The sequence below is a fragment of the Paenibacillus sp. 598K genome, from assembly GCF_003851045.1.
In the GTDB taxonomy this organism is placed as follows: Bacteria; Bacillota; Bacilli; order Paenibacillales; family Paenibacillaceae; genus Paenibacillus_D.
On the sequence record NZ_BFBX01000119.1, the window covers coordinates 5,252 to 28,602 of the forward strand.

Sequence of the window (23,351 nt, forward strand, 5' to 3'; positions counted from 1 at the left end):
TGGGCGACCTATCACCCCGGCCAGGTGCCGGAGCAGGCATTCTTGAAGCGGTGCCGGGAGCTGCTGGAGCGAGGCGTCGAATTCAGCGTCGGCACGGTAGGCGTGCGCGAGGCGTTCGACGCGATCGCTTCGATGCGGCAGATGCTGCCGCCGCAGGTGTATATGTGGGTTAATGCGTACAAGGACAGGCCGGATTACTATACGCTGGAGGAGCTGGAGTGGCTGAGCGGGATCGATCCGCTGTTTGGCTACAACACGCATGATTACGAGAGCAAGGGCCGTCCTTGCCAGGCGGGCGTAGATGTATTCTACGTCCAGGGCGACGGCCGGGTGAAGCGCTGCTACAAGGACCGCCAGGTGATCGGCCATCTATACCGCGACGGGCTGGAGCGACTATCCGCCCCGCGTCTGTGCCGGATGGAGAGGTGCGACTGCTATATCGGCTACATCCATCTGCCTGGGGCGCTGCCCGAAGGGCTGTATGGGGAGCGCAAGCTGGAGCGTATCGCGGATAGCGCGGCCATCACCTCGTCGAGCAGACGTTAACAAGAGAGCATCAGTTAAGCGGCGACCGCTTCCCGGTATTGGACCGGAGAGAGGTCGCCGCTTTTTTGAGGATATGCTATTCCATCTTCATGGCTCTGTTGTAGCGTAGCAGTCAGACCTCATTCGTTTTTGACATCTCGTCCACTCTCGATTTGAGCCGGTATTCTGTCGGCGTGCTGCCAAACCGTTTCTTAAACAAAGTGAAGAAGTACTTTTTGTTTTCCCAGCCGATTTTATCGATGATTTCATCGATGTTATAAGTCGATTCTTTTAATAGCTCGGATGCCTTGATCAGTCGATAGTCCGAAATATAATCCGCAATGGAGCGGGATGCATGCTCTCGGAACAATCTTCCCAAATAAGCCGGCGTGATATGAAATTGATCGGCTACCTGATTGCTGGTGAGCGAAGGGTCCGTATAATGGGCCTCAATGTATTTCATCGCGTTTATTGCAATCAGCTCCGATTTCTCATTCCGGCTTTGCTCCATTTTCAACACGATGGACTCGATCAGCTTCGAAAATTCATCCTTGATCTGCTCAAGCGTCTCCATATTTTTGATTCGGTTATCAAATGAAACGAAATCGAGGGCGAATCGCACGGTCCCGTTCTTCTCCATCAGGTTGATAGCATTAAAAATGGAAGACGACAAATGCGCCAAGGTAAACATGATGTTGTTGTAGCTGGAATTCGCTAAGCTCTTCATCAGGCTGTTAAATAACGTAGAAGCTTCATCGAGACGGCCTTTTTTCAACATGTCCAGAAATTGTGTGGTCAAAGCATGGTCGATATTATAGTCGGACAAGGAGGCGATATCCATCTCCTGCTGGAACAGAACGCTACCGTGCCCGAAGGTCATGCGGTATTTGGACAACTCGACGGCCTCCGCGAACAGTCGTCTCCCTTCCCGCAAGCTTTCGCCCGAATGGCTTACAAAGACGGAAAGGCTTGTCTTGAAGTAGGTTTCATAGACATGTTGAATTTCTGGCACGAGTGTTTTTAAGGAATCGAGATAATCGAGCGACTGTCGCAGTTCACCATTGCTTAACTCTACATTTAGAATCGCTACGATCATATCATTGCCATCATCCCATGTCTCGCAAGCGAAGGAAGGGAGCAGCACTTCGTGAATAATATTATGCAGCGCATATCGTATAAGGGATTGATCCCTCGAGCTATACTGTGCTTGGAAATCAGAGTAACGGTCTATTTTAAACAATACAACCACGATGTTGCTCTTCGGATTGAGGACAATCCCTTGATCTTTAAGGAGAGATTCGTCGTAAATTTTGGCAGAGCTGTTATTCAATAAGATATCTCGTAAATAGTTTTGCTTCAGCAGAAACAAGTTCGATTTGCGAAAAGACTCTAGCGAAGTCAACTTGTGCGAAGCGGACTGAAGAGATCGGGCAATATATGTGAACTCATTATGATCATCCGGTTTATCGCTCTGCAAATGGTCCAGCTGCTGGGCCATAAAGCGCAGATTGCGTATGGGAGCATACAAATTCCTTGCCAGCAGAAAAGCCGAGAAGGTGCAGATGATCATCATAATTACACTAATCGATATCGTCGTACGCTTCACTTTGCCGATACTTTCAGCAATGTACTCATAAGGCGTAATATTAACCAGCGTCCATGGAGCCGAGTCGTAGGTGGCATAAGTGATTACGGAGGCTTGGTTTTGATAATCCGCGATCATGTATCCTGATGTTTGACGGGAGGCCAATATTTCGGAGACGAAGGGCTCAGCGGATAATTCCGCCTCGAACAGGTTTTCCCCCGAATTGGAGCTCGTAATGACCTTCCCCTCATGGTCAAGTAGTAAAATATTGCTTCCACGCAACGAATTTGTTTCCTGAAAAGAAGACAATGTGTTAAAAATCCAGTTCATTCGAAGATTGATGATGAGCGCATTTTTCACTTTTTTTGAGTTTGGAAAGTACTCTGACAAAATGTAGGAGAACACTTCTTCCTTTTTTTCCGGATTCATCTCCGAGAAGGCGATTTTTCTGGGGATCGGGTTAAGGGGCATCATCATCCCAGAGTTCGCGATCATGTGAGCGATTTCAACATCTTGAAATTGTTGGCTTGTTCGAACGCCGGTATCGGGTCCGATCAAATAGTACGTATCCGAGCGGCCGTTATAGAGATAAGCCGAATGCATGAATGGCGTGCTGTCCAAGGTCATCCCGATGTTTTTCATATTTCTCAACATATCGATCATGGGGATGTCTTGACCGTACATCAAGCTGGCCGCATCCGGATTATTGAACATGGACGAAGCGAAGCTTTTGGCATAGTTGTTGGTGTCCAACGCATTTTGCAGGATCTGGTTCATTAACTTCTCATTTGCCGTGTTCAATAAGCCGATGCTGTAGTTCTTAAAGCTGTAGTTCAGGATGAAAGAGAGCGCAAGCACGGTGAGCGCAATCAGGAAGGTAATCTTGATGAGCAGGTGATTAAAATAAATCGGATGCTTGAAAGATAGTGCTCGTCTCATGAAGATTCTCTCCCTTACCTCCTCGTTGATCCCATTATTATAGAGGATGGAGACGGTTTGTGGAATGGAAAACCGCGCTCTTGAACTAATTCGCAGATTTTAAACCTCATTTTCTACTCATTCGCAGCGTTTGCCTCTTTATCGAGGCTCGTTGAAAGCGTTACGATTAGGTCGCAGCAAGCGCAGTACACCCAAATTAAGCAGACAGGAGATGAGATGGCAATTAACCGCAAAAGACAGTTCTTAAAACAATTTAGAAAAAACAAGTTTCTGCTGGCATTAACGCTTCCGATGGTGATCTATACCTTTATCTTCAGTTATACGCCGATGTTCGGCGCGATGGTCGCTTTTAAGCGGTATCAGTTCGATAAAGGCATCTTAGGAAGCGAATGGGTAGGACTCAGTAATTTCAAGTTTCTGTTTACCTCACCCGACCTTGTCCGAATCGTACGCAACACACTCGGTTACAATGCGCTGTTCATCGTCAGTACATTGCTCGCATCGGTAGCCATCGCTTTGATGTTGTATGAATTGACAAGTAAAAAATTGCTGAAGGCGTACCAATCTGTCATGTTTTTTCCGCACTTTCTATCCTGGGTTGTTGTGGCATATATGGTGTATGCGTTCCTCAATCCGAGATCAGGTATGCTCAATCAATGGTTCGGAAGCTTAGGCCTGGAAGCTATCGACTGGTACAATAACACAACGGCCTGGATTTATATTTTTCCGATCGCCAGCTTGTGGAAGACGATCGGCATGAATGCGATTATGTATTACGCTGCCTTGCTGAGTGTCGATCCTACGTATTACGAAGCCGCCAAGATGGATGGCGCCAGCAGGTGGAAAATTATTACGAACATTTCGTTGCCCTTTTTGTATCCATTGATGACAATCCTTGTTATTTTGGCTATCGGCCATATTTTTAGCGCAGATTTCGGCTTGTTCTACCAGTTGCCGATGAATTCGCCGACCCTGTTTGCTACGACAGACGTTATCGATACGTATGTGTTCCGGGCACTCATGGAGCTTGGCAATATCGGCATGTCCAGTGCAGCGGATCTGACGAAATCTGTCCTCGGATTTATACTCATCATCACTGTAAATGCGGTTGTCAGAAAAATAAACCCGGATCGATCTTTATTTTAATCAGAGGGAGAAGGAGAGTACGATGGTACGCGGCTTTAAAATTCGTTGGTCCCAGATTGTGCTGAATGTATTTTTTATCTCCATGGCGATTTTTTTTATCGTGCCGCTCTGGTCGCTTATCTCCATATCGCTGTCTAACGAATTGGATATCGCGAAGTATGGGTATCGCTTGATCCCTAAAAATTGGGACTTTCAAGCGTATCGATTTATTCTGGATAACCCCTTTGTCATCCTGGGCGCATACAAGGTTACGATCATCATATCGTTTGTTGGTTCTTTTCTTTCTGTGCTCATGATCTCCATGTGTGCTTATGCGTTGTCCCGATCGGATTTCAAATACCGAAGAATCATCACCTTTTACTTATTTTTCACGATGTTATTTAGCGGCGGACTTGTTCCCTATTACATCTTGATGACGAAAGTGCTGCAATTGCAAAATACGTATGCGGCGCTTATTCTTCCCCTTCTCGGGAGCGTATGGTATATATTTCTCATGCGTACGTTTTTTCAACAGCTTCCGGGATCGCTTGTGGAATCCGCCACGATCGATGGAGCAAGCGAATGGCGTATTTATTTGACGATCATCATGCCGTTATCCACCCCGGTTTTGGCGACGGTAGGTATCCTGCAACTGCTTGCTTATTGGAACTCCTGGCTACAGGCGTTGTTGTTTGTCGATAAGCCGGAGTTGTATCCGTTGCAGTATTTGCTCCAGATCATGATGAACAATATTCAGGAAATTCTCAAGAACATGCAGGATGGCATAAGCGTCGATGCCGGACAACTGGCAGCCATTCCGTCGGAAAGTACAAGGATGGCCATGTGTATCCTGGCGATCGGCCCGATGCTATTTATCTTTCCGTTTTTTCAGAAGTATTTTGCCAAAGGGTTGACCGTTGGATCCGTTAAAGGATAGGTCTTACAACTACTCATATCTGGGGAGGTTTTATGTAAGTGGAACGTTCCAAGCGTGTATGGATGACGATGATGTTGACGATTTGCATGGTAGTGGGATTGGCTCTTGCAGGCTGTTCAAGCAACCAGGAGGCTTCGACTTCAACTCAAAGCAGCAGCTCCGAAAATTCCGACAGTCCAAGTAGTCAGACGGAGCAGCCAACGGAGCTGGAGCCGGTAAAGTTGGTGTGGTACCTTCGTGCTCCGGAGCCGAATAATGCCGCATCGGTCATTCAGAAAGCAAACGAAATGATTCAAAGCAAAATCAACGCCACAGTCGACTTTAAATTTGTTAATCCCGGCGATTACAACAACAAGATGCAGCTTGTCATGTCGTCGGGAGAAGAATACGATATTGCCTTTACTTCAAACTGGGCGAATCCGTACGTTAGCAACGCAACCAGAGGGGCATATGTCCCAGTAGATGATTTGCTCGCCCAATATCCCGACTTGAAGAACAGTATGAGGCAAGAGGTTTGGGATGGAGTCAGAGTGAACGGGAAAATCTATGGGATTCCGAACAATCAGATCATGGCTACCGCTCCCGGAATTTGGTTCAAAAAGGATCTCCTCGACAAATACCAGATTGATGCGACCCAATTCAAATCGTTAGAGGATTGGGGGGCTGCCTACGAGAAGATAAAGGCCGGCGAACCGGATGTTTCTCCTCTTCGCGAGGGAATTCCCACGGCTTATTCGAACTCTAGTTCGCCAGTAGATGGGACGGATTTATCGATTGATCCGAATACGTGGCAAGTGTATTACTTGAATTATACGTTAACGGATCGATTTAAAATTATGAGGGACTGGTACCAGAAAGGATACTTCCCGCAAGACGTAGCTACATTGAAGGATGAAGTTTCGTTAATTAAAGCAGAGAAGATTTTCAGCAGGTACTACACGATTAAACCCGGGGCTGAAGCCGAGTTTAAGGCGAACTATGGTTTCGACATTGTCATTGCCCCAACCAACTCTCCACGATTACCGAAAGCAGCAGGTCAAACGACAATGAACGCGATCAGCACGACCTCCAAAAATCAGGAGCGTGCCATGATGCTGATCAACTTACTCCATACGGATAAGGAACTGTTCAATTTGCTCAAATTCGGTATTGAAGGTCAAGATTATACAAAGGTTTCGGACAATCGCATCGAACCGAAAGCAGATGCTTATTCCTTATCCGGCTGGATACTCGGCAATGAATTCAACAGCTACGTGATTCCCGGTCAAACAGATGATGTATGGGAGCAAACGAAAGAGCTAAACGATTCTGCACAGGCGGACCCGACGACCGGCTTTACCTTCAACACGGAGAGCGTGCAAAATGAAATCGCCCAGTTGAGTGCGGTAACAGCGGAATTCTTGCCCATTCTGAAAAATGGCATGGCTGATATCGACCAGACGATGGAAGCGATGAAGGAGAAGCGTAAAGCAGCCGGTGAAGATAAGGTTATTGCTGAAGCCCAGAGACAACTGGACGAATGGCTTAAGACAAAACAGTAATCATGCCTGAATAACTGGTAAGGAGGTGCTCGGTCATGCGATTTGAAAAACGATTGCCAGCGCCAAGAAATGGCGGATTTAAAATGGAAGGCTATTGGGTTTGGTGTGGTTCTGTCATAAAAGGCGACGACAATCGTTATCATATGTTTGCTTCAAGGTGGCCAAAGGGACTCCCTATGCACCCCGGCTGGTTGGTTGCGTCCGAGGTCGTACGTGCGGTTTCCGATTCTCCCGAAGGACCGTATCGATTCGAGGAAGTTGTTTTACCGTCCAGAGGAGCAGAATATTGGGACGGAAGAAGCACTCATAATCCGCAAATCGTCAAACATCAGGGCACTTACATTTTATACTATATGGGCTCTACGCATCCATTTACGGATGCATTGCCTGACACGCCATTGGAGCTTTCCGATCCAAGAGTTATCGTTGCGCGTTCCAATAAGCGAATTGGAATCGCCGTGTCAAAAAGTGTGTTTGGACCATGGCAGAGGTTGGATCATCCGATCTTGCAGCCAAGGCCAAGCCAATTTGACAACTTCTTCACTTCTAATCCGGCGCCATGCATACATGAGGATGGGTCAGTATTGCTCATTTATAAAACGAGAACCTACAAATCCAAACCCTATTCCACTTATTTGCATGGAGAAGCCATGTTTTTTGGAGTGGCCCGTGCAAGTTGCTATATGGGACCTTATGAGGCAGTAACGAATGAGTCGATTTTTCCTTCCGATACATTCAATTTGGAAGATCCGTTTATTTATCGTGTGCCGGGCGGGTATGAAATGATCGCCAAAGATATGACGGGCAACCTATGCGGCGAGCAACGCGGCGGGATTTTCGCAAGATCGGAGGATGGGGTGAAATGGGAAGCGGTTGAAGGGCAAAAATCATATTCACGCAGAATTGTGTGGGAGGATGGAACAGAGCAAATGATGGGGAGTTTGGAAAGGCCTTTTGTTTTGTTCGAGGAGAATCATCCGACCCATATGTTTTTTGCGGCGGCAGACGGCTCTGGAGATTTTACAACGGCATCCAATACATGGAATATGGTCATACCTTTGAAGATTTAGCTTATCGGAGGTCGAATAATCATGGAATTGAAATACAAGATTGAAGATGGAATCGTTCCCGGAAAAAAATACGGCGAGTATTCTTCGTCTGGCAAGGTAATGCCGCCTCCGGCAGAACAATCCGTGTTCAGTACGAAAGCGACCGGCTATAGAGGGTGCTGGCACCAGCAAGCTCCTTTTGATTCGGTATACGGCTTTAAGTACAGCGGTGGATTGGGCACGTACAGTTGCAAGCATCTTCCATTGGCGGTCTATTGTCCGGAAGTGGAGAAGACGTTTTTTTGCTGGGGCGGAGCGGCCGTTGAACCGATCGTATCTGAGGAGCACTGGGATTTTTCCCCTGAAATGATTTATCACATGGTGTCCTATTACGATCATAAGACGGGTCTTGTGCCGAGACCGACTATCGTTTTGGATAAATACAATGGAGATGCCCATGACAACCCGGTTATCAGCGTTGACGCTGAGGGTTATATCTGGATTTTTTCTCCTTCCCACGGGGCATGGACAACCCGCTCGTTTATCCATCGCAGCACGGAGCCGTACAGTATTGAGAGATTTGAGACCGTCTCGGAAAATATGTTCGCTTATCCCCAGGTGCATTATGTACCCGGAACAGGCTTTATTTTTATGCATACGAACTACGAGCAGGGGCGACGAGGCTTGCGTATGTCTTCGAGCAAGGACGGACGTAGTTGGTTAGAGCCGCTCGACTTGGTGTTTTACGGACAAGGGCATTACCAAACCACTCAATTGACTCACGGCAAGCTAGGGTCGGTTTTCGACTATCATCCGGTAGAAGGCGGGCTGGACGAACGCACCAATTTGTATTATATGGAATCGCTGGATATGGGGAAGAGTTGGCGTACTGTCGACGGGACTGCACTATCCGTTCCGCTTACTGAAGTTCATAACCCGGCACTCGTCTACAATTACGAAGCCGAGGGGCTTAAAGTGTATATCAAAGATTTGCAATATGACGAGCATGGGCGGCCCGTTATTTTGTATTTAACTAGTCGCAACTGGAGGAACGGGCCGGAATACGGCCCAAGAGTGTGGCGGGTCGCACGGTGGACGGGAAGCGAATGGCGGCTCAGCAAGGTAACGGAAAGCGGCAACAATTATGATTTCGGTTCCCTGTATCTGGAGGAAGGCGGGATCTGGCGAATCATCGGTACGACGGAAGACGGACCGGAGCCATGGAATCCAGGCGGTGAAGCGGCGATATGGGAGAGCTGCGATGACGGGAAGACGTGGACGATGCAGCGGCAAATGACAACTGGCAGTCGCTATAACCATACGTATATTCGGCGACCCGTCCAAGCCCATCCAGACTTCTATGCATTCTGGGCAGACGGCGCGACAAGGGCGCGGAGCGAATCCAGACTATACTTTTGCAACAAGGCAGGCGATGTGTTCAGGTTGCCATTCGACATGAATGAAGGAGAAGCCAGGCCGGAAAATATCCTTAACATAGTTATCTAAAAGGTGGTTTGTACGACATGAGTACGGAAGTGTTCAGGGTGAATGTCGAGAAGGAAACGGAATGGATGCTGCCGGCAATCGACCTGGGTACGTGGAAGGAAGAGGTACTAGGCATCTGTTTGGAGATCATGGGGACGCCCGGCGTCACGGTCCATTCGGAATGCTTCCGGGCCTACAAGGAAGATGAACGCCCCTTTCAAACGGTGAAGGTCAGAAACAGGCAATATGACATGCATTATGAGCAGGATCTATGCAGAATGCTAGTCAACGATACCTGGCAGACCATGTATCTTGAAGCATTCGTGAAAGCACATGCGCTCCGACTCGAATATGTGTTGAAGCTATTCGGAACCGGGGAGGTTCTCATTCGAAATATTAGGACACAAATCGGAGGCTTCCCGGACCATCCTGTCGTACAGGGGCCTCCATATCCGCAATGGATTAACGGGTTGAAAGCGCATTCGGAGTATGAGCGCGAGATTGGCGGACTCCCGTCGGAAAGATATGAATTGCCGTCTCATATTTTGCCCTACCTGGAATTGTCGCCCGAGCGAATCTATGAGCTTGTGCCAGACCGGAGAGGGCTGGATAAGTGCGCCCATCATTATGAATGGGACCCCCGGAAACCGGATGAACTGATCGATCGAACAACCGGGCAACCCTTCTATTACGAAGAGGAATATCCGATCTCGGGGTATGACGAGGTTATTGCGCCCTCGGGCAAAAAATGGATCTATCCGTACCACAAACGGCCATGGACCAAAACGATCGAGGATATATTCATGTTTGCTCCCAAATATCCGGGACCGGATGAAGAGGATCTAAGCCTGTATTACGATCCTCAGTTTGAAAAAATTTATTGGGATCAATTTATGGTCACTGTTCGGATGGAGCGCCTCCAGGAGGCGGCGCTCATTCTCGCCGAGCATTACCATACGACAGGCAATACGGAAGCCGGAATCAGGGCAGCGGTCATTGTGCTAAAGCTGGCGCAGAGCCTTCCGCATTGGCCGATCTATGGCAAACCGGATTGGAACTATCATATCAAAGGCTTCTTTCCGCCGGACGGATATGAACGATGGTTTGCATGGATTGCTGACCATTATGACTGGCAGACTCCGGCAACCGGGGCGCAATTGAAGAAAATGACTGCCATTTTTGAACATCTGAAGAACCCGATCATTTGGGATCGTCTGCGCGACCTGGGATTCGATCACGCCAGAGAAGCTGTCGTCGATGGTATTTTGCATATTATTCGGATGTCTTTAAGGTACGACGCTTACTATCGCACCGACATTTGGCGATACTTCCATAACACGATCGGACTGCAGCTGGAAGGGTTTGTCGTAGCCGCCCTTTCCATCGGCTGTCCGGAGCTCATTCACTATGTCATCGAGAAAGCGAAAGGCGCTTTTGCCTACCTGTTTATGGCAGACGGCATGTTCCCGGAGAGCGTATCGTATCTACACGATATTGCCGGAGATATCGATGCGGCGATCCGTCCTATACAGGGCTATTCTGACCCTGAGGGCTATACGTCGGAGCTTGATCATCGTCGCATCGAAGGCTTCGACGCTGAGCAAGCATTGCCTGGCTATCGGAATATTATGTATCTGAGCAAGCACAGGATGTTCTACCCGGACGGCTCTGCGATGACCATCCATGATACGTGGGCCGAAAGTCAGTATAGTCAATACCATCGTGTTCGGAGGAGCACGGTGACGCCTGTCCCCAGCCTTAATCGCCGCGATGTCGCCGATCCTCTCCTGCTGCCCGACTTTGGTCATGCGGTTATCGGGTCAGGCGAAAACGAGGATTGCGCCGAAGCGCATCTGCATTACTCCGGCCACTGCAATCATACGCACGAGGATATGTTGAACTTCACCTTATGGGCGTATGGGGATGAGCTGGTGTCGGATATCGGCTATTCCCATCTGGGCGGATACATCTATACGGCAACCGCCCATAATCTGGTTGTGGTAGACGGATGCAATCAAAGCTTCAGTCCTGAGCGCGGGAACCTCCTTCACTGGCATGCGCCACATGGACGCACGATGGTGATGCAGGCGGAAGCGCCTCATATCCCGTATCCCGATGTTCACAAGTATCGGCGAGCCGTGGTAGGCGTCCCCATCTCAAAGGGACAGAACCTGTTCCTGGATATATTCGAGGTAGCGGGAGGGCAGCGTCACGAGTGGATGGCGAATGGATGTGCCGATTACACCCAGAGGGCAGCCATGACGTTGCAGCCTTACAAGCATATGGACAACCTGGATGACGACGGGACTCCGTTCCATCCAGGAGCAGGCGACAGTCTCCTTCCGTGGGATGAGGCCGGCGGGAAAAGTCACTATTACGGCGCATTCAGAAATGTGAAGGCGTATCGGGATGACACGCCTTGGCAGATAACGATGACCCCGGCCTTTCCTGATGGCGAATCCTGTGCGGGAGCGGGAGCCAGGGCGGCATCGGCTGATCCCAAACCCGGCGTCCGACTGCATTGGGTCGCCCCGACAGACGGGGAGGTCATGTTGTGCGATGCGCCAAGGCATCGCTATTTCCGCGAGTTGTCCCATCACGAGGAAGCGCTGGCCCATTGGAGCGCTAATGTGATGCCCAAAGTGATTGTTCGGAGAGACGGCAACGAGTTGGACAGCACATTCGTCGCTTTGTGGGAGCCGTTCCAGACGGAACCGTTCGTTCAGCGCTGCGAGCGAATAGACGGCATCGCAGCAAGCGATGGCGAAGGCGTTCGAATCACGGCGGAACATACGGTCATCCAGGTCATTTATCGTAAAAGTGAAGCTAGCGGCCCCATTGCTATTGACGACCTATCGATGGATGGTTCGTTCCTGATCATCAAAGAAAAGGTGATTGCCGAGACGGAAAAAGAAACGGAGGTCGATTTTTATTCGGGCACCTGTTTGTCCATGGACGGTCTCAAGCTGGAGCTGCATCGCTGGGCCAACCCGGCATTGATCGGTACAGGAGAAGACGAGCAGGGGCATTATCTGAGCATAAGAGGGGATCTATCTGCGTACCCGGAGGCATACGAGGAGCAGCCGCATAGAGGCAAATATATCGTCGTGGCGCAAGAAGGGCAGAGCAACCGACAGTTGCCTTTCGACCAATTGAAGAAGGGCGAGGACGGCATACACAAGCTTTATATCGCCAGGCAGCCGGGATTCACCTATGAGGAGCACACCCAATTGCTAAAGGAGGTTTGCTACCCCTACCGCACTCTGGGGGGAACAGCGTCAGTCCTATTTCCGACGGAGGTCCATGTGAGGATACGGCAGACAGGCAATGAGAAAATAATCATGGTACGAACGGATGCCGACTCGATCGTCACGCTCTCATCCCATCGAGCGAGCTTCCCGTGCAAGGCGTCCAGCGGCAAATGGACGGAGCTTCTACTATAAAAGGAGGCGAAAGCACAGTGAAGAGCAAAGTTCTCGGAATCTTGTTGGCCCTGTCTTTGATATTCCCATCCTTCCTGTTACCGTATGCAGAGACCGCCGATGCGGCAGACAGCAGCACCTGGTACAAAACGACGGATGAAAACAATGCCGATTGGTTGATCTTGCATACGAATGGCACGACCAACACGAGGGGCATCGCGCCTGCAACCTTTTCGTTATCGGACATGGTGCTGGAGATGGATTTGAAGCCGATTACGAATCCCGCGTTTCCGAATTGGGCGCATCATGAGATTTATTTTGGTTATCAGGATTCCCAGAACTTTTATTATATCTCCGTGCATGGCGGCACCGGCGTAGCCAGTCTTTACAGGATGAAAAATGGAGCCCGAGCCACTCTTGGTCAGACAGCGAGCCTAAGCAACCTGAAGCATGTGCAAAACAAAACAAATGCGTACAAGATCACGGTGCAGAGCGGGGCAATCCAGGTATTTGTAGATGATGACGCGATCCTTTCGGCAACCGACACAACGTATACGAGCGGCAAGGTAGGAGTTGGCGTAGCGGGGTATTACGATCTGCCGCCCAATACGGTTACGTCGTTGAAGCTTGCCGTGGGGGGCTTTAACGTATCGGACAGCTCGGGCTTGGATCTCGGTGGAGCTATATTTGCTGGAGCATTGGCCGATTGGACGTTTACTGTTCCGAAGCTGGATACGAATCGACTGGAGGAGCATTTCGTCTATACGAATGGGTGGGAGGTGCCGACGAACGCCGATGGCTGGGCGACGAACGCCAACGGGCTGGGAGCCGGTTACAAAGCGGAAGTGCATAATCAGGCGCTCAACATCGAATCAGCCAGCGGCGGTTCGAGTGGATTGTATGTCAAGAAGACGCTGGCTGATCCATATTCCGCTACCAAGGTGATCATCCGCTATAAGTTGAAGGTCAATGACATATCGGGGACAAGCGAAGCTTTCCCTGGGCTTGTCGAATCCACGAATACCGGGAATACCATCCCCCTGCTGAGGTTGACCGGCTCAGGCGAGCTGGAGGCGATGAATGGCAGTACCGCAACGGCTGTTGCCGAGCTGCAGAGCGGACGCGAGTACCATGTCGGTCTGCTCATCGATCTGGTCAACGACACACAAGATATCTACATCGGAGACGATGATGGCAACAATACGGTCCTGACGAATCAGAGCGTTGCCAATCCGGCAGGTTCGTTGCAAGGCATCATGTTCAATGTCGCAGGCAAAGTGACGGTGGACGATCTAATCATGGAGGCGTATAACACGACGACCGCTGCGCGTTTTCACACCATTTTCACGAAAAATGCGCAAAGCAAAGTCGATCATCTGCCGGACTTGCAGGCAAGATTGCCTCAGGGCATACTGCTGTCCCTGTATTCCTCCGATGTCTATGCGGATGGAGCCAGGACCAAGCTGAATGCCGAGGACGATACCGTGATGCCGGTCGTACAGAACGGAGAAGTGTGGCTTCCGAAGGACTTCGTGACAGCCAAGCTGGGGGCCACCTCTGTACCAGCCGAGACGATCCAGGGACGCGACTATGTCTCTATCCAGGCGGTAGCCGCCGAGAAAAATAAATATGTATGGAACAATGGCACGCTGTACGCGGTCAGCGATCAGGCGAATCTGTTCACGGTCGGGGATGAGGACCTGCTGACCGATATCGAAGGCACGTTCGGCGTCTATGTATCCCCGCAAGGAAGCGATACGAATGACGGAACGTATGACGCGCCATTCCTTACGCTTGAAAAGGCAAGGGATGCGGTAAGACAGAGGAAAAGCGATACGGGCATTCCGCTGGGCGGCATCACTGTCTACATGATGGGCGGACAATACATCCGCAGCAGTACGTTTGCTCTCGATGCCTCCGATTCGGGAAGGGCCCATGCGCCCATCACATACCGATCCTATCCGGGGCAGAGCGTCAAGCTGTCGGGATCGAAGGCGATTCCTTCCTCCGCCTTCTCGCCGGTGACAGATGCGTCAGTGATCAGCAGATTTAAGGACGGATATGCCGGCAACATCGTTCAGGCGGACATGTATGCGCTGGGCTTCACAAGTAACGACCTTGGTACGATACAACGCTCCAACGCCAACGCCAGATCGCTTCCGGATAGCGCGGCGCTCTATATTGACGGGACGAAGCAGACGATCGCCAGATGGCCGAATCAGGGATTCGCCAAGACCGGCTCTGTCTCGGCTACCGGCGCGAGCGGGTCAGGAGCAGTATGGCAATACAATGAACAGCAGCCGAATGCTTGGGAACAAGCCGATCAACTGTGGGTGGAGGGCTACTGGTTCTGGGACTGGTACATCGATTCGATGCGGGTTAGCGCCGTGGACACCACCGCGAAGACGATCGCCGTCGAACAGACAACGCCGTACGGGGTTGCCGAAGGCAAACGGTATTATGTGTTCAACCTGCTCGAAGAAATCGATATGCCCGGGGAATGGTTCGTCGACAGAACGAGCGGCATCCTGTATCTGTACGCGCCTTATGACCTTGCGCAGAGCGAGATCCGGTTGTCCATCCTGAATACGGCGCTAGTCAAGATGACGGATGTGAGCCATATCCGGTTGGCTGGTCTGGGCTTCGAGGAGACGAATCATCGGGCTATCGAAATGGCAGGCGCCGATTCGATCGCGATCGCGGCCAGCACGTTCCGTAATATCGGCGGGACTGCCGTCGTCATCGACGGCTCTATGAATGTAGACATTGCAGATTCCGACTTCGTCAATATCGGCAAAGGCGTCGTCATCACGACGAATGTCGGCTATCGGCCGACACTGGCCCCGGCTAATATCCGTATTCGCAACAACGTATTTACGCGCTTCAGCACGGTGAGCAAAACAGGCGCCGCGGCGGTCTCCGTTGCCGGAGTAGGCGTAGTCGTTCAGAACAATGTGTTGCATGAAGCGCCTCATCAAGCCATTGCGATTAGCGGTAACGATCATATCATTGAAAACAATGAAATCTATGCGGTTGTGAAGGAGTCCACCGACGCCGGCGCAATCTATGGCGGACGCGACTATACGAACCAGGGCAATGTGATCCGCAATAACCTGCTGCATGATATAACCGGCTTGGATGGCGCAGGCGGTCATGTCGTTTACTTGGATGATCAGTTGAGCGGCTTTCAGGTGACGAGCAATATTTTCTTCCATAATTCCTCATCCGTCTTTATCCATGGCGGAAGGGATAACGTGGTCGACAGCAACATCGTCGCCAATTCGAAGCACTCCATCCGGCTGCTCAACTTAAGCGGGGGGGCGGCCAGCCCGTTCGTTCAACCGCCGAATGGCACGTTATATACGAGACTTCTAGCCATGCCGGTAACTAGCGAGCTCTGGACCTCGCGATTCCCGACACTGGCCAACCTGCTTGCCGACGAGCCGTATAAGCCGAAATATAATAGCTTTACTCGCAATGTCCTGTTTAACGTAAACGATGTTGTCGTCCCGGCTACGGCGCTACCTACCGGTACGTTCGCCAATAACGTGACGGTGACCGATGCAGGCTTGTTCGAAGATGCGGCGAACAACAACTTTAATCCTGTGAGCAATTTCGGGATTGCTGGCTTTACCGCGCCTGTGTACAGCGAGATTGGGCTGCAGCTCAACGCCAACCGCACGTCATACCCGGAGATTGCGGATTTCAAGCTTATCTATCCGCAGCAGCTTGCAGTTGAGATTCCAGCGCATGGCCTGACGCTCATATGGGAGCCCGCAATCGGCGCCAACCGCTATAAGGTTACGGTAGCCGAGGACAGCGCGTTTACCGACATCGTATATGAGGGAGAAGCGTCTGATCATTACTTGATGCTTGACGATCTGGAATACGGGGCTAAGGATTATTACTGGCAAGTCCAGGCGATCAGCGACTCGGCGTTATATCCGGATAGCAAAATGAATGCTTCGGGAACGGCTCGCTTCACGACTGCCATGAACGAGGTGACCGAAACTTATGAGCTTGTGACCAAAGCTACGGAAGCCGCAAACTTGTATGCCGCCTCGGTGGAAGGCTCCGATCCCGGCCAGTTCCCTGCACAAGCATTAACGGCGTTCCAACTGGCTATTGCCAGCGCAAACGCGGTTGCCTCCAACACGGCTGCAACACAAAACGATATCGATACCGCCCTTGCCGCGCTTGTGCAGAGCATCATCGATTTCAAGAAGCAGCAGGTGCAGGGGCTGGTCGATCTGGGGCAGCTATTGGCCAATCGTTCCAACTGGATAGCCGGCGATCCCAACTATTTCTCCACGACGCCTGATGGCGGATTGAGGTTCGCTCCATCCGGCAATGGATATGCAGGCTACAACTTGAAAGTGCCCAATTATGCGATCTGGGGCTTCAAGGCGGAGTTCGATTTCACAGACGATATGTGGCAAGGGTTTTCGCTTCGGTCGCAAAGTATATCTGCAGCGCCCTGGACCACAACAGGCTATTTATTCATTGTCAAGGAAGGTGCGTTTGAATTGCAGCGTTTCGGGCCAACGGGAGCATTCCCGGTCGGCACGATGTCTGTGCCTAACAACGTGGTGACATCCGGTACAGAGCATGCCGTGCAATTTGGAGCGCTTGATGTCGAGGATGGCGTTCATCTCATAGTCAAAATTGACGGCACAACCATCTTTGACTATGTGGATACGAACGGTTATATCACCGACGAAGGATACTTTGGCATTACTTCCACTGGATCGGCAGTCTTGACCTTGCATCCGTATGAGGAGCCGGACGAGGACGAGGACGAGGAACCCTCAGGAGTGGGGCAACCATGAAGACAACCATCAAGGCTGCGTATATAAAGGCCCCTTTTGAGGTCGAGCTGCGTGACGTGGAGCTGCGGGAATTGGCAGCGGATGAGGTGCTCATCCAAGTAAAAGCATGCGGAATCTGCGGGACGGACTTGACCAGCGCCGCTGTAGGCGCAACCGACTGGGAGCCTGTCGGGCACGAGATTGCAGGGATCGTGGAGCAAGTGGGCAGCCGCGTCATGCACACCAATATCGGGGATACCGTCGCGCTGGAGACGGGAACGAGCTGTCGTACGTGCGACAAATGCCGTAACGGCCGCTCCGATCTCTGCAACAAAGGCCCGACATTTTGGCTGAAAGACGCGATGGGATTCGCAGAATACATCATCGCACCGATGGCATGCGTCGTTCCGTATAGCGGGCTGTCGTTCGAGCAGGCGGCCTTGCTGGAGCCGCTCGGTGTTGCGCTGGACCTGGTGTACACAGCCGATCTCAAGCTAAATGATGATGTGCTGATCGTAGGCTTGGGTCCGATCGGACTGATGGCGCTGCGGCTGGCAAAAGCGATGGGGGCGAGAAAAGTCTATGCCGCTGCCAGGTCGCATTCGAATCGACGCATCGAGCTGGCCAGGCAGTGGGGAGCAGACGAGATCATTTATACGGATCAAGTGAGTCTGGAGCAGTATCCCTATGCTGATGGCGGCGTCGATCGGGTGCTGGTCACCGCTCCGCCTGCGACGATTCCGCCATCGCTGGATACGCTGAAGGTGGGCGGCATTGCAGCCTTTCTCGGGATCGAGTACGGAGCAGGGGCGAGTATTACCTTTGACGCCAATGCCTTTCATTTCAAGAAGCTCCAGCTTCGAGCCTCGCATGCTTCGCCCGCGCTGTATTTTCCAAGAGGGGTGGAGCTGTTGCGAGCGGGAGTCATCGACGGGCCATCGCTGATCAGTCATACCTTCCGTCTGGAGCAGTTTCCCGAGGCGATGAACTTGCTGCGGACGGACAAGGAATCGACGATCAAGATGGTAATGGTGAATAAGTAGTTCAGGCGGCTGGACAGCAAGGGGTAAGCAGAGGGAGGAGGGGGTTGGCGTGAAACCCCAATATGGCATCATTGGTTGCGGCAACATCTCGAGGTTTCATTTCGAAGGCTTGCGAAGAGCAGGAGCCGATATTATTCACATCTCGGATATCCATGAATCGGCGGCCAGACCGTATATCGAGGCATTTGGCGCGGCCTACTCCGCCGATTATCGAGAGCTTATCGCGAATCCGCAGGTGACGGTTGTGAGCGTCCTGACGAGCGCCAAGTTTCACCGGGAGATCTGTCTGGCGGCGCTGGCAGCGGGCAAGGACGTGATCTGCGAGAAGACGATGGCGAATGATGCAGATGAAGCAGAGGAGATCATGCGAGCCGCAGAAGCTTCGGGGCAGTTGTTTTTCAATTCCTATATGAAGCGTTTTTATCCGGCGGTACAGCAAGCGAAGGCGTTGTTGCCCCGATTGGGCCGACTGTTCAGCGCTCAGGTGCGAGCCTACCAGAGGTGGGAGGGGCAGTACTATGAGCATACGGACGGTTCGGAACACCAGTGGGTGCTAGACGGCTACGGCGGTGCGGTGGTTAAATGCGCAGGCAGCCATATGATCGATATGACCTTGCATCTGTTAGGCAGGCCGGAGAGCTTGTATGCCAACGTGGATTTTATCCCCGGCTCGCAGATCGATCGCAAAGCAACGGCGCTGTTCGAATACGCCGATGGATTGGTAGCCAGCTATGAGACGGCCATTCATCCGCTCGATAAGATCGGCCACGAACGCGACGGCTGGGATGAATCCCTGGAGGTGAATGGGACGAAGGGGCGGATACAGGTCTACACAGTGAAATGGGACGCGTCGGAGCACCGTCCCGCCCTGCTCGTCCACTATGACAATGAGACTGGCACATCGACCGAATATCGCTATGACGCCATCGATCCGTTCCATGTGGAAATGCAGTACTTCCACGATTGTTTAACTCAGCGAAAGCCCGGGGCACCCAACCATACCGATGGTTTCTACGTCGATGTCATCATCGCTGCGATGATGGAATCCTCGCGCCGCAGGGCATCTGTGGATCTGGATTGGCGGGGGCGGTGAGTGGGGGGGAATGAGTCACCATCGTCGGATGACGTCAGGAATCCGCAGTTGCCGAAGGCAATCTGCCGAGACGGAGTGTTGCTTGCTGACATATTTTGTATGACAACCTGATGCAAAGGAGGGAGCGGTATCCGACGTTCACGGATCCGGACTTACAAGTACAAGGCGGGCAAGAACTTGTACATCGTCATCAAAATTCAGCAGTTAGCTGCTGCGCGCACCCAGGTGGGCAATGCGCTGGCGAGCAACGCGGTTAATGTGCAGCTCTTCAAGTCGAAGCGGAAGTAACGAGCCAAGCGGTGTCACCAATCCAGCGGGGAAGGATCGAGGCAGATGGCAAAGGCCAAGAAGCGCGGCAAGCATAGCCGCCAGACCAACATCGTCGGTTCGGATAGTAGCAACACGCGTTTTCGGGCCAGACAGAGCGCCCGAGCAACGGTCGGCCAAGGCGGCAACGCCTTCGCGATCAACAGCAACGAGCTCGGCGTCATCCGTGTTCGTGCGGGACAGCAGTAGCTGCATCGGCATCAGTAGAGTTCAAGACTTATGTAATATCAAGCGCCTCGCATCGAACCAATAGTGTTCGTGTGGGGTGTTTTTTATGGAACAAGATGGTGGAAAAGAGTCGGGGAAACTAAATGCCAAAATCATACACAATTCTGGTATAATCGAGTAAAACTGCAAAGAACTCCTCGGCAATGCTGTCATATTGAGGGGGAGTGATATCGGAGATACAGGATGAGTGTATAATCATACCCGAGGCAAGAAGACTTCTGGGGTAGTTAGGAGTTACTGATGCAAAAACCATGGATATTTGAAACCGATTCCTTTGGTTTTCATTTTTGTCGCTCAGTATTAGTCGAACTCATTTCAAGGTTTCCTTTAACTCAGGCTGAAGGTATTCAATTGATTAATTCAAGATGGGGACATACGTCCTTTGTAAATGAAGATGATATCGCCTATCACGAATTCCCCGAATTCTGGGCCAAAGAATTTTATTGGGGCTCTAATTCAGTTTGGTGGAAATCAGAGGAAGAAAGACTATTCATGGGCCTTGAACCCTTAAAACCGTTGAGGAATGATAAAGAGGCCTGCTATGAACTGTGGGAAACAGCTAATACGGAAGAGTATGTTCTCGCTGATTGTGAGGAAATAAAAGAGCTATTCGGTAATGATTTATTGAATCATACCTTTAAAAAAACGTGGAGATTAAAAAAGAAGAATTATAATGAGGCCTTAACGGAATTTTACAAACATAGAGGATGGTTAGAATATCGGGAAATTTGGTAGGGGTTTAATGAAGTACTGACTTTGAATAACACAATATTATGCAAGCCATAGTAACCCTTCAAAAATGTCTTAATCCCTTGTGTCATAAGGCTTTTCTCCATTACACTACTTCGCTTTTCTCGCTTCGTTTCGCATAACTTGAAATTTATCAGCTAAGATATACGAATCAGATGACTAAGTGTTATGCGCAGAAAAAACCTCGGACCATTACCGTCTAAATTAGGACAATTTAGGCTGTCATCCTTTAGACAATATACATTATTAGTAACCCTTGATAAAGGGTTATTCAATGACGAGTATTAACGAACTCATTAATGCCATAGTTCAGGTGCTATTTTCGAATATTTACGGAATTCTATGGAGAAGGCCTTCTTGGGTGGAAAGATCTAGTAGATAAAATTGTCGCCTCATAGTAAAATTGACCTAATACATGACGCAATGAAGGTCAATAAATTGTGGAGAGAGGAATAATAAATTTTAAGTAGCCAAACACCATCTCCTAGAGAACAACAAAGTATAATTCAATCATTATCAGATCAACTGAAAATAGGTGATGAGAATGAACTTTTTGGTAATGGAGGGTGAAGAGTACAGTTTTATTTGGGAGAGTCTAAGTGAACTGCAAATGGTTTTTCATCCGAAGTATTCTCCCAAAGGGAATATTGATTATACATCATTATTGACGCTGAAAAATACTAAGAAAATTACTGTTTTGCTGGATAGAAACTTACTGAGTAGCTTGTTAAGGCTCTCTCGTGATGGATGCCTTAAAGATGAAGAAGAAATGAGAACAGTTGCATTGTTAATGACTTGGATGATTATAAATAACTTCTCAGCAAGTGCGGGTCTCGCATTAAAAGAATATGCTACAAAAATTAATGACTCTGTAGAACCTAAAAGAGAATTACGTGAATTTAACAACCTTTTTGATTATTATCCAAGCTTGATATGGTTGCATTTAGCTGAAGGGACTTTAAATAGCATACCAGAGTGTTCTTTGCCTGTAGACCCTGTTATTACAAAAATTGAATACAATGAAGATGATGAGCATTTACTAATGCACATTGCAGAGATGCTTCATGTTGTATGGTTGTGTAGGAGACGAGATCTATCTCCAGTTGAAAAGATTTTGGATTTTTTGCACTGGAATTATAAATATCTGCTGATTTGCGAAAGTACTATTGCTTACGTCACTATGCTTTTTACAAATCAATTGGGAGTTAGAGCACCCAAAAACTCAGGCAGCAATGACATTCAAAAGATTTTAGAAGGATGCAGAAATCAAGCATGGGATCTAAACTACCTCTCGAATTGGAGTAACTTTCATTATTACGAAGATAGAATGGAAGATATCTTTATGTTTGCAACAAACGATACTCAATTGAAAATGATTTTTATAAATACTTACGCTGCTGGTGGTGTTGGGGCATTAATTGAAACTGTATTTTCGAAGAAAGATTCTCAAAGAATTTTTGAGGTAATAAATAATAATCAAGGGAGCAAAAGATTAAGACCGGATTTTGGGACACACCCCAAAAAGTATTTTCACCAGTTAATTGAGCGAGAAAAGCAGCAAGTAACAGAACAGTTGAAATAAGACCTAATAAATCAATGGGGATGATTCGAAGTGAATGACGAGTCTTTATGTATTATTTGTGGGATAGTTAAAAAGGGGACAGAGGAGCATATTATTCCCAAGTCACTGGGGAACGAATCATTAAAAATTTATTGTGTCTGTAAAGAATGTAACAGTGGGCTTGGGGCAAATGTTGATAGCTATTTAGTTAATCATATGTTCACTCAAATCATTAGGCAGTTTCTTGGCTTAAAAGGACAAAGTGGCGAAGTACCCAATCCATTTAAAAAAGGGCGTGATGAAGAAGGAAATGTTGTTCATGTGAACGATGATTTTGTTCCAAGGTCTCTACCAAGGTTGGAACAAGTAGGTACAAAAGTGAAAATCACAGCACCATCACGTGAATTAGCGCTTACGATGCTAAGGAAGAAATTAATTCGTCAGGGCTTTTCTGATGTTCAAATTGATCAATATATAGAGCGTGAGAACATTATAAGAGAGGAAAGTGTGCATTATCCCAAGATAAGATACGATATGACAGTTGATTTGAATAAATATTATTTGGCTGCCTTAAAGATAGCATATGAATATGGCTACCATAAATTTGGTGAATTGTTTTATAATGACGAAATAGCACAACAAATTAGAATGATTTTATTTAATGCAAGCAAAGGTAACTTTGATTACACCTATGGGAAAGTCAGATTATTATCTAGTTTCATTACACATAGCATGGAAAAGGAACAAGGGATCAATTGTCACATGCTTTCTTTACATAAAGATAACGCGAATCAATTGATAGTTAATATTATATTGTTTATGACACCAGGATTGTCATTCAGTGTTTGCATATCAAATAATGCTTTGAAATATAGGATCGAAAATGAAATTATAACTGAAATAATACCAATAAAAATAAATTAATATTATAAA

15 protein-coding genes are annotated in these 23,351 nt (G+C 49.2%); 14 read left to right on the forward strand and 1 reads right to left on the reverse strand.

Annotated features, from left to right (window positions below):
* The coding region (locus PA598K_RS28520; RefSeq protein ID WP_185602277.1) for an STM4011 family radical SAM protein at positions 1-546 on the forward strand (546 nt) is incomplete at its 5' end.
* A gap of 112 nt (positions 547-658) precedes the next feature.
* Here the strand turns inward: PA598K_RS28520 and PA598K_RS28525 are convergent.
* A complete protein-coding gene (locus PA598K_RS28525; RefSeq protein ID WP_128660199.1) occupies positions 659-3,049 on the reverse strand; it encodes an AraC family transcriptional regulator in 2,391 nt (796 codons plus the stop codon).
* Between the two features lie 216 nt (positions 3,050-3,265).
* Between PA598K_RS28525 and PA598K_RS28530 the strand changes: the two genes are divergently transcribed.
* The 13 genes from PA598K_RS28530 (at position 3,266) to PA598K_RS28590 (ending at position 23,342) form a co-directional block, all read left to right on the forward strand.
* Positions 3,266-4,195, forward strand: a complete 930-nt coding sequence (locus PA598K_RS28530) for an ABC transporter permease (RefSeq protein ID WP_128660200.1) — start codon at positions 3,266-3,268, stop codon at positions 4,193-4,195.
* A gap of 22 nt (positions 4,196-4,217) precedes the next feature.
* Positions 4,218-5,111, forward strand: a complete 894-nt coding sequence (locus tag PA598K_RS28535) for a carbohydrate ABC transporter permease (RefSeq protein ID WP_128660201.1) — start codon at positions 4,218-4,220, stop codon at positions 5,109-5,111.
* A gap of 38 nt (positions 5,112-5,149) precedes the next feature.
* On the forward strand, positions 5,150-6,652 hold the full coding sequence (locus PA598K_RS28540; RefSeq protein WP_128660202.1) for an ABC transporter substrate-binding protein: 1,503 nt from the start codon (positions 5,150-5,152) through the stop codon (positions 6,650-6,652).
* 35 nt (positions 6,653-6,687) lie between these two features.
* A complete protein-coding gene (locus PA598K_RS28545; RefSeq protein ID WP_128660203.1) occupies positions 6,688-7,722 on the forward strand; it encodes a glycoside hydrolase family protein in 1,035 nt (344 codons plus the stop codon).
* 21 nt (positions 7,723-7,743) lie between these two features.
* Positions 7,744-9,207: a BNR-4 repeat-containing protein gene (locus tag PA598K_RS28550; RefSeq protein WP_221414186.1), complete on the forward strand. Its 1,464-nt coding sequence runs from the start codon at positions 7,744-7,746 to the stop codon at positions 9,205-9,207.
* 17 nt (positions 9,208-9,224) lie between these two features.
* On the forward strand, positions 9,225-12,629 hold the full coding sequence (locus PA598K_RS28555; RefSeq protein WP_128660204.1) for a heparinase II/III family protein: 3,405 nt from the start codon (positions 9,225-9,227) through the stop codon (positions 12,627-12,629).
* A 17-nt stretch (positions 12,630-12,646) separates the two neighbouring features.
* Entirely contained in the window at positions 12,647-17,437 is a 4,791-nt protein-coding gene (locus tag PA598K_RS28560; RefSeq protein ID WP_185602278.1) for a right-handed parallel beta-helix repeat-containing protein, read from the forward strand.
* A complete protein-coding gene (locus PA598K_RS28565) occupies positions 17,434-18,459 on the forward strand; it encodes a zinc-dependent alcohol dehydrogenase (protein WP_221414187.1) in 1,026 nt (341 codons plus the stop codon). Before PA598K_RS28560 ends, PA598K_RS28565 begins: the two co-directional genes overlap by 4 nt.
* Before the next feature lie 49 nt (positions 18,460-18,508).
* The gene (locus PA598K_RS28570) at positions 18,509-19,552 is read left to right on the forward strand and encodes a Gfo/Idh/MocA family protein (protein ID WP_185602279.1); all 1,044 of its coding nucleotides are present in this window, start codon (positions 18,509-18,511) and stop codon (positions 19,550-19,552) included.
* A gap of 333 nt (positions 19,553-19,885) precedes the next feature.
* A complete protein-coding gene (locus tag PA598K_RS28575; protein ID WP_128660207.1) occupies positions 19,886-20,068 on the forward strand; it encodes a hypothetical protein in 183 nt (60 codons plus the stop codon).
* 279 nt (positions 20,069-20,347) lie between these two features.
* On the forward strand, positions 20,348-20,842 hold the full coding sequence (locus tag PA598K_RS28580; RefSeq protein WP_128660208.1) for a hypothetical protein: 495 nt from the start codon (positions 20,348-20,350) through the stop codon (positions 20,840-20,842).
* Between the two features lie 559 nt (positions 20,843-21,401).
* Positions 21,402-22,439, forward strand: a complete 1,038-nt coding sequence (locus PA598K_RS28585) for a hypothetical protein (RefSeq protein WP_128660209.1) — start codon at positions 21,402-21,404, stop codon at positions 22,437-22,439.
* A 30-nt stretch (positions 22,440-22,469) separates the two neighbouring features.
* Complete coding sequence (locus tag PA598K_RS28590; protein ID WP_128660210.1) at positions 22,470-23,342, forward strand: HNH endonuclease; 873 nt, start codon at positions 22,470-22,472, stop codon at positions 23,340-23,342.
* Positions 23,343-23,351 lie beyond the last annotated feature (9 nt).

Coding starts and splice junctions, on each gene's coding strand:
- PA598K_RS28580 (WP_128660208.1), top strand. CDS start 20,348: ATGCAAAAACCATGGATATTTGAAACCGATTCCTTTGGTTTTCATTTT.
- PA598K_RS28585 (WP_128660209.1), top strand. CDS start 21,402: ATGAACTTTTTGGTAATGGAGGGTGAAGAGTACAGTTTTATTTGGGAG.
- PA598K_RS28555 (WP_128660204.1), top strand. CDS start 9,225: ATGAGTACGGAAGTGTTCAGGGTGAATGTCGAGAAGGAAACGGAATGG.
- PA598K_RS28525 (WP_128660199.1), bottom strand. CDS start 3,049: ATGAGACGAGCACTATCTTTCAAGCATCCGATTTATTTTAATCACCTG.
- PA598K_RS28545 (WP_128660203.1), top strand. CDS start 6,688: ATGCGATTTGAAAAACGATTGCCAGCGCCAAGAAATGGCGGATTTAAA.
- PA598K_RS28535 (WP_128660201.1), top strand. CDS start 4,218: ATGGTACGCGGCTTTAAAATTCGTTGGTCCCAGATTGTGCTGAATGTA.
- PA598K_RS28550 (WP_221414186.1), top strand. CDS start 7,744: ATGGAATTGAAATACAAGATTGAAGATGGAATCGTTCCCGGAAAAAAA.
- PA598K_RS28565 (WP_221414187.1), top strand. CDS start 17,434: ATGAAGACAACCATCAAGGCTGCGTATATAAAGGCCCCTTTTGAGGTC.
- PA598K_RS28575 (WP_128660207.1), top strand. CDS start 19,886: ATGGCAAAGGCCAAGAAGCGCGGCAAGCATAGCCGCCAGACCAACATC.
- PA598K_RS28530 (WP_128660200.1), top strand. CDS start 3,266: ATGGCAATTAACCGCAAAAGACAGTTCTTAAAACAATTTAGAAAAAAC.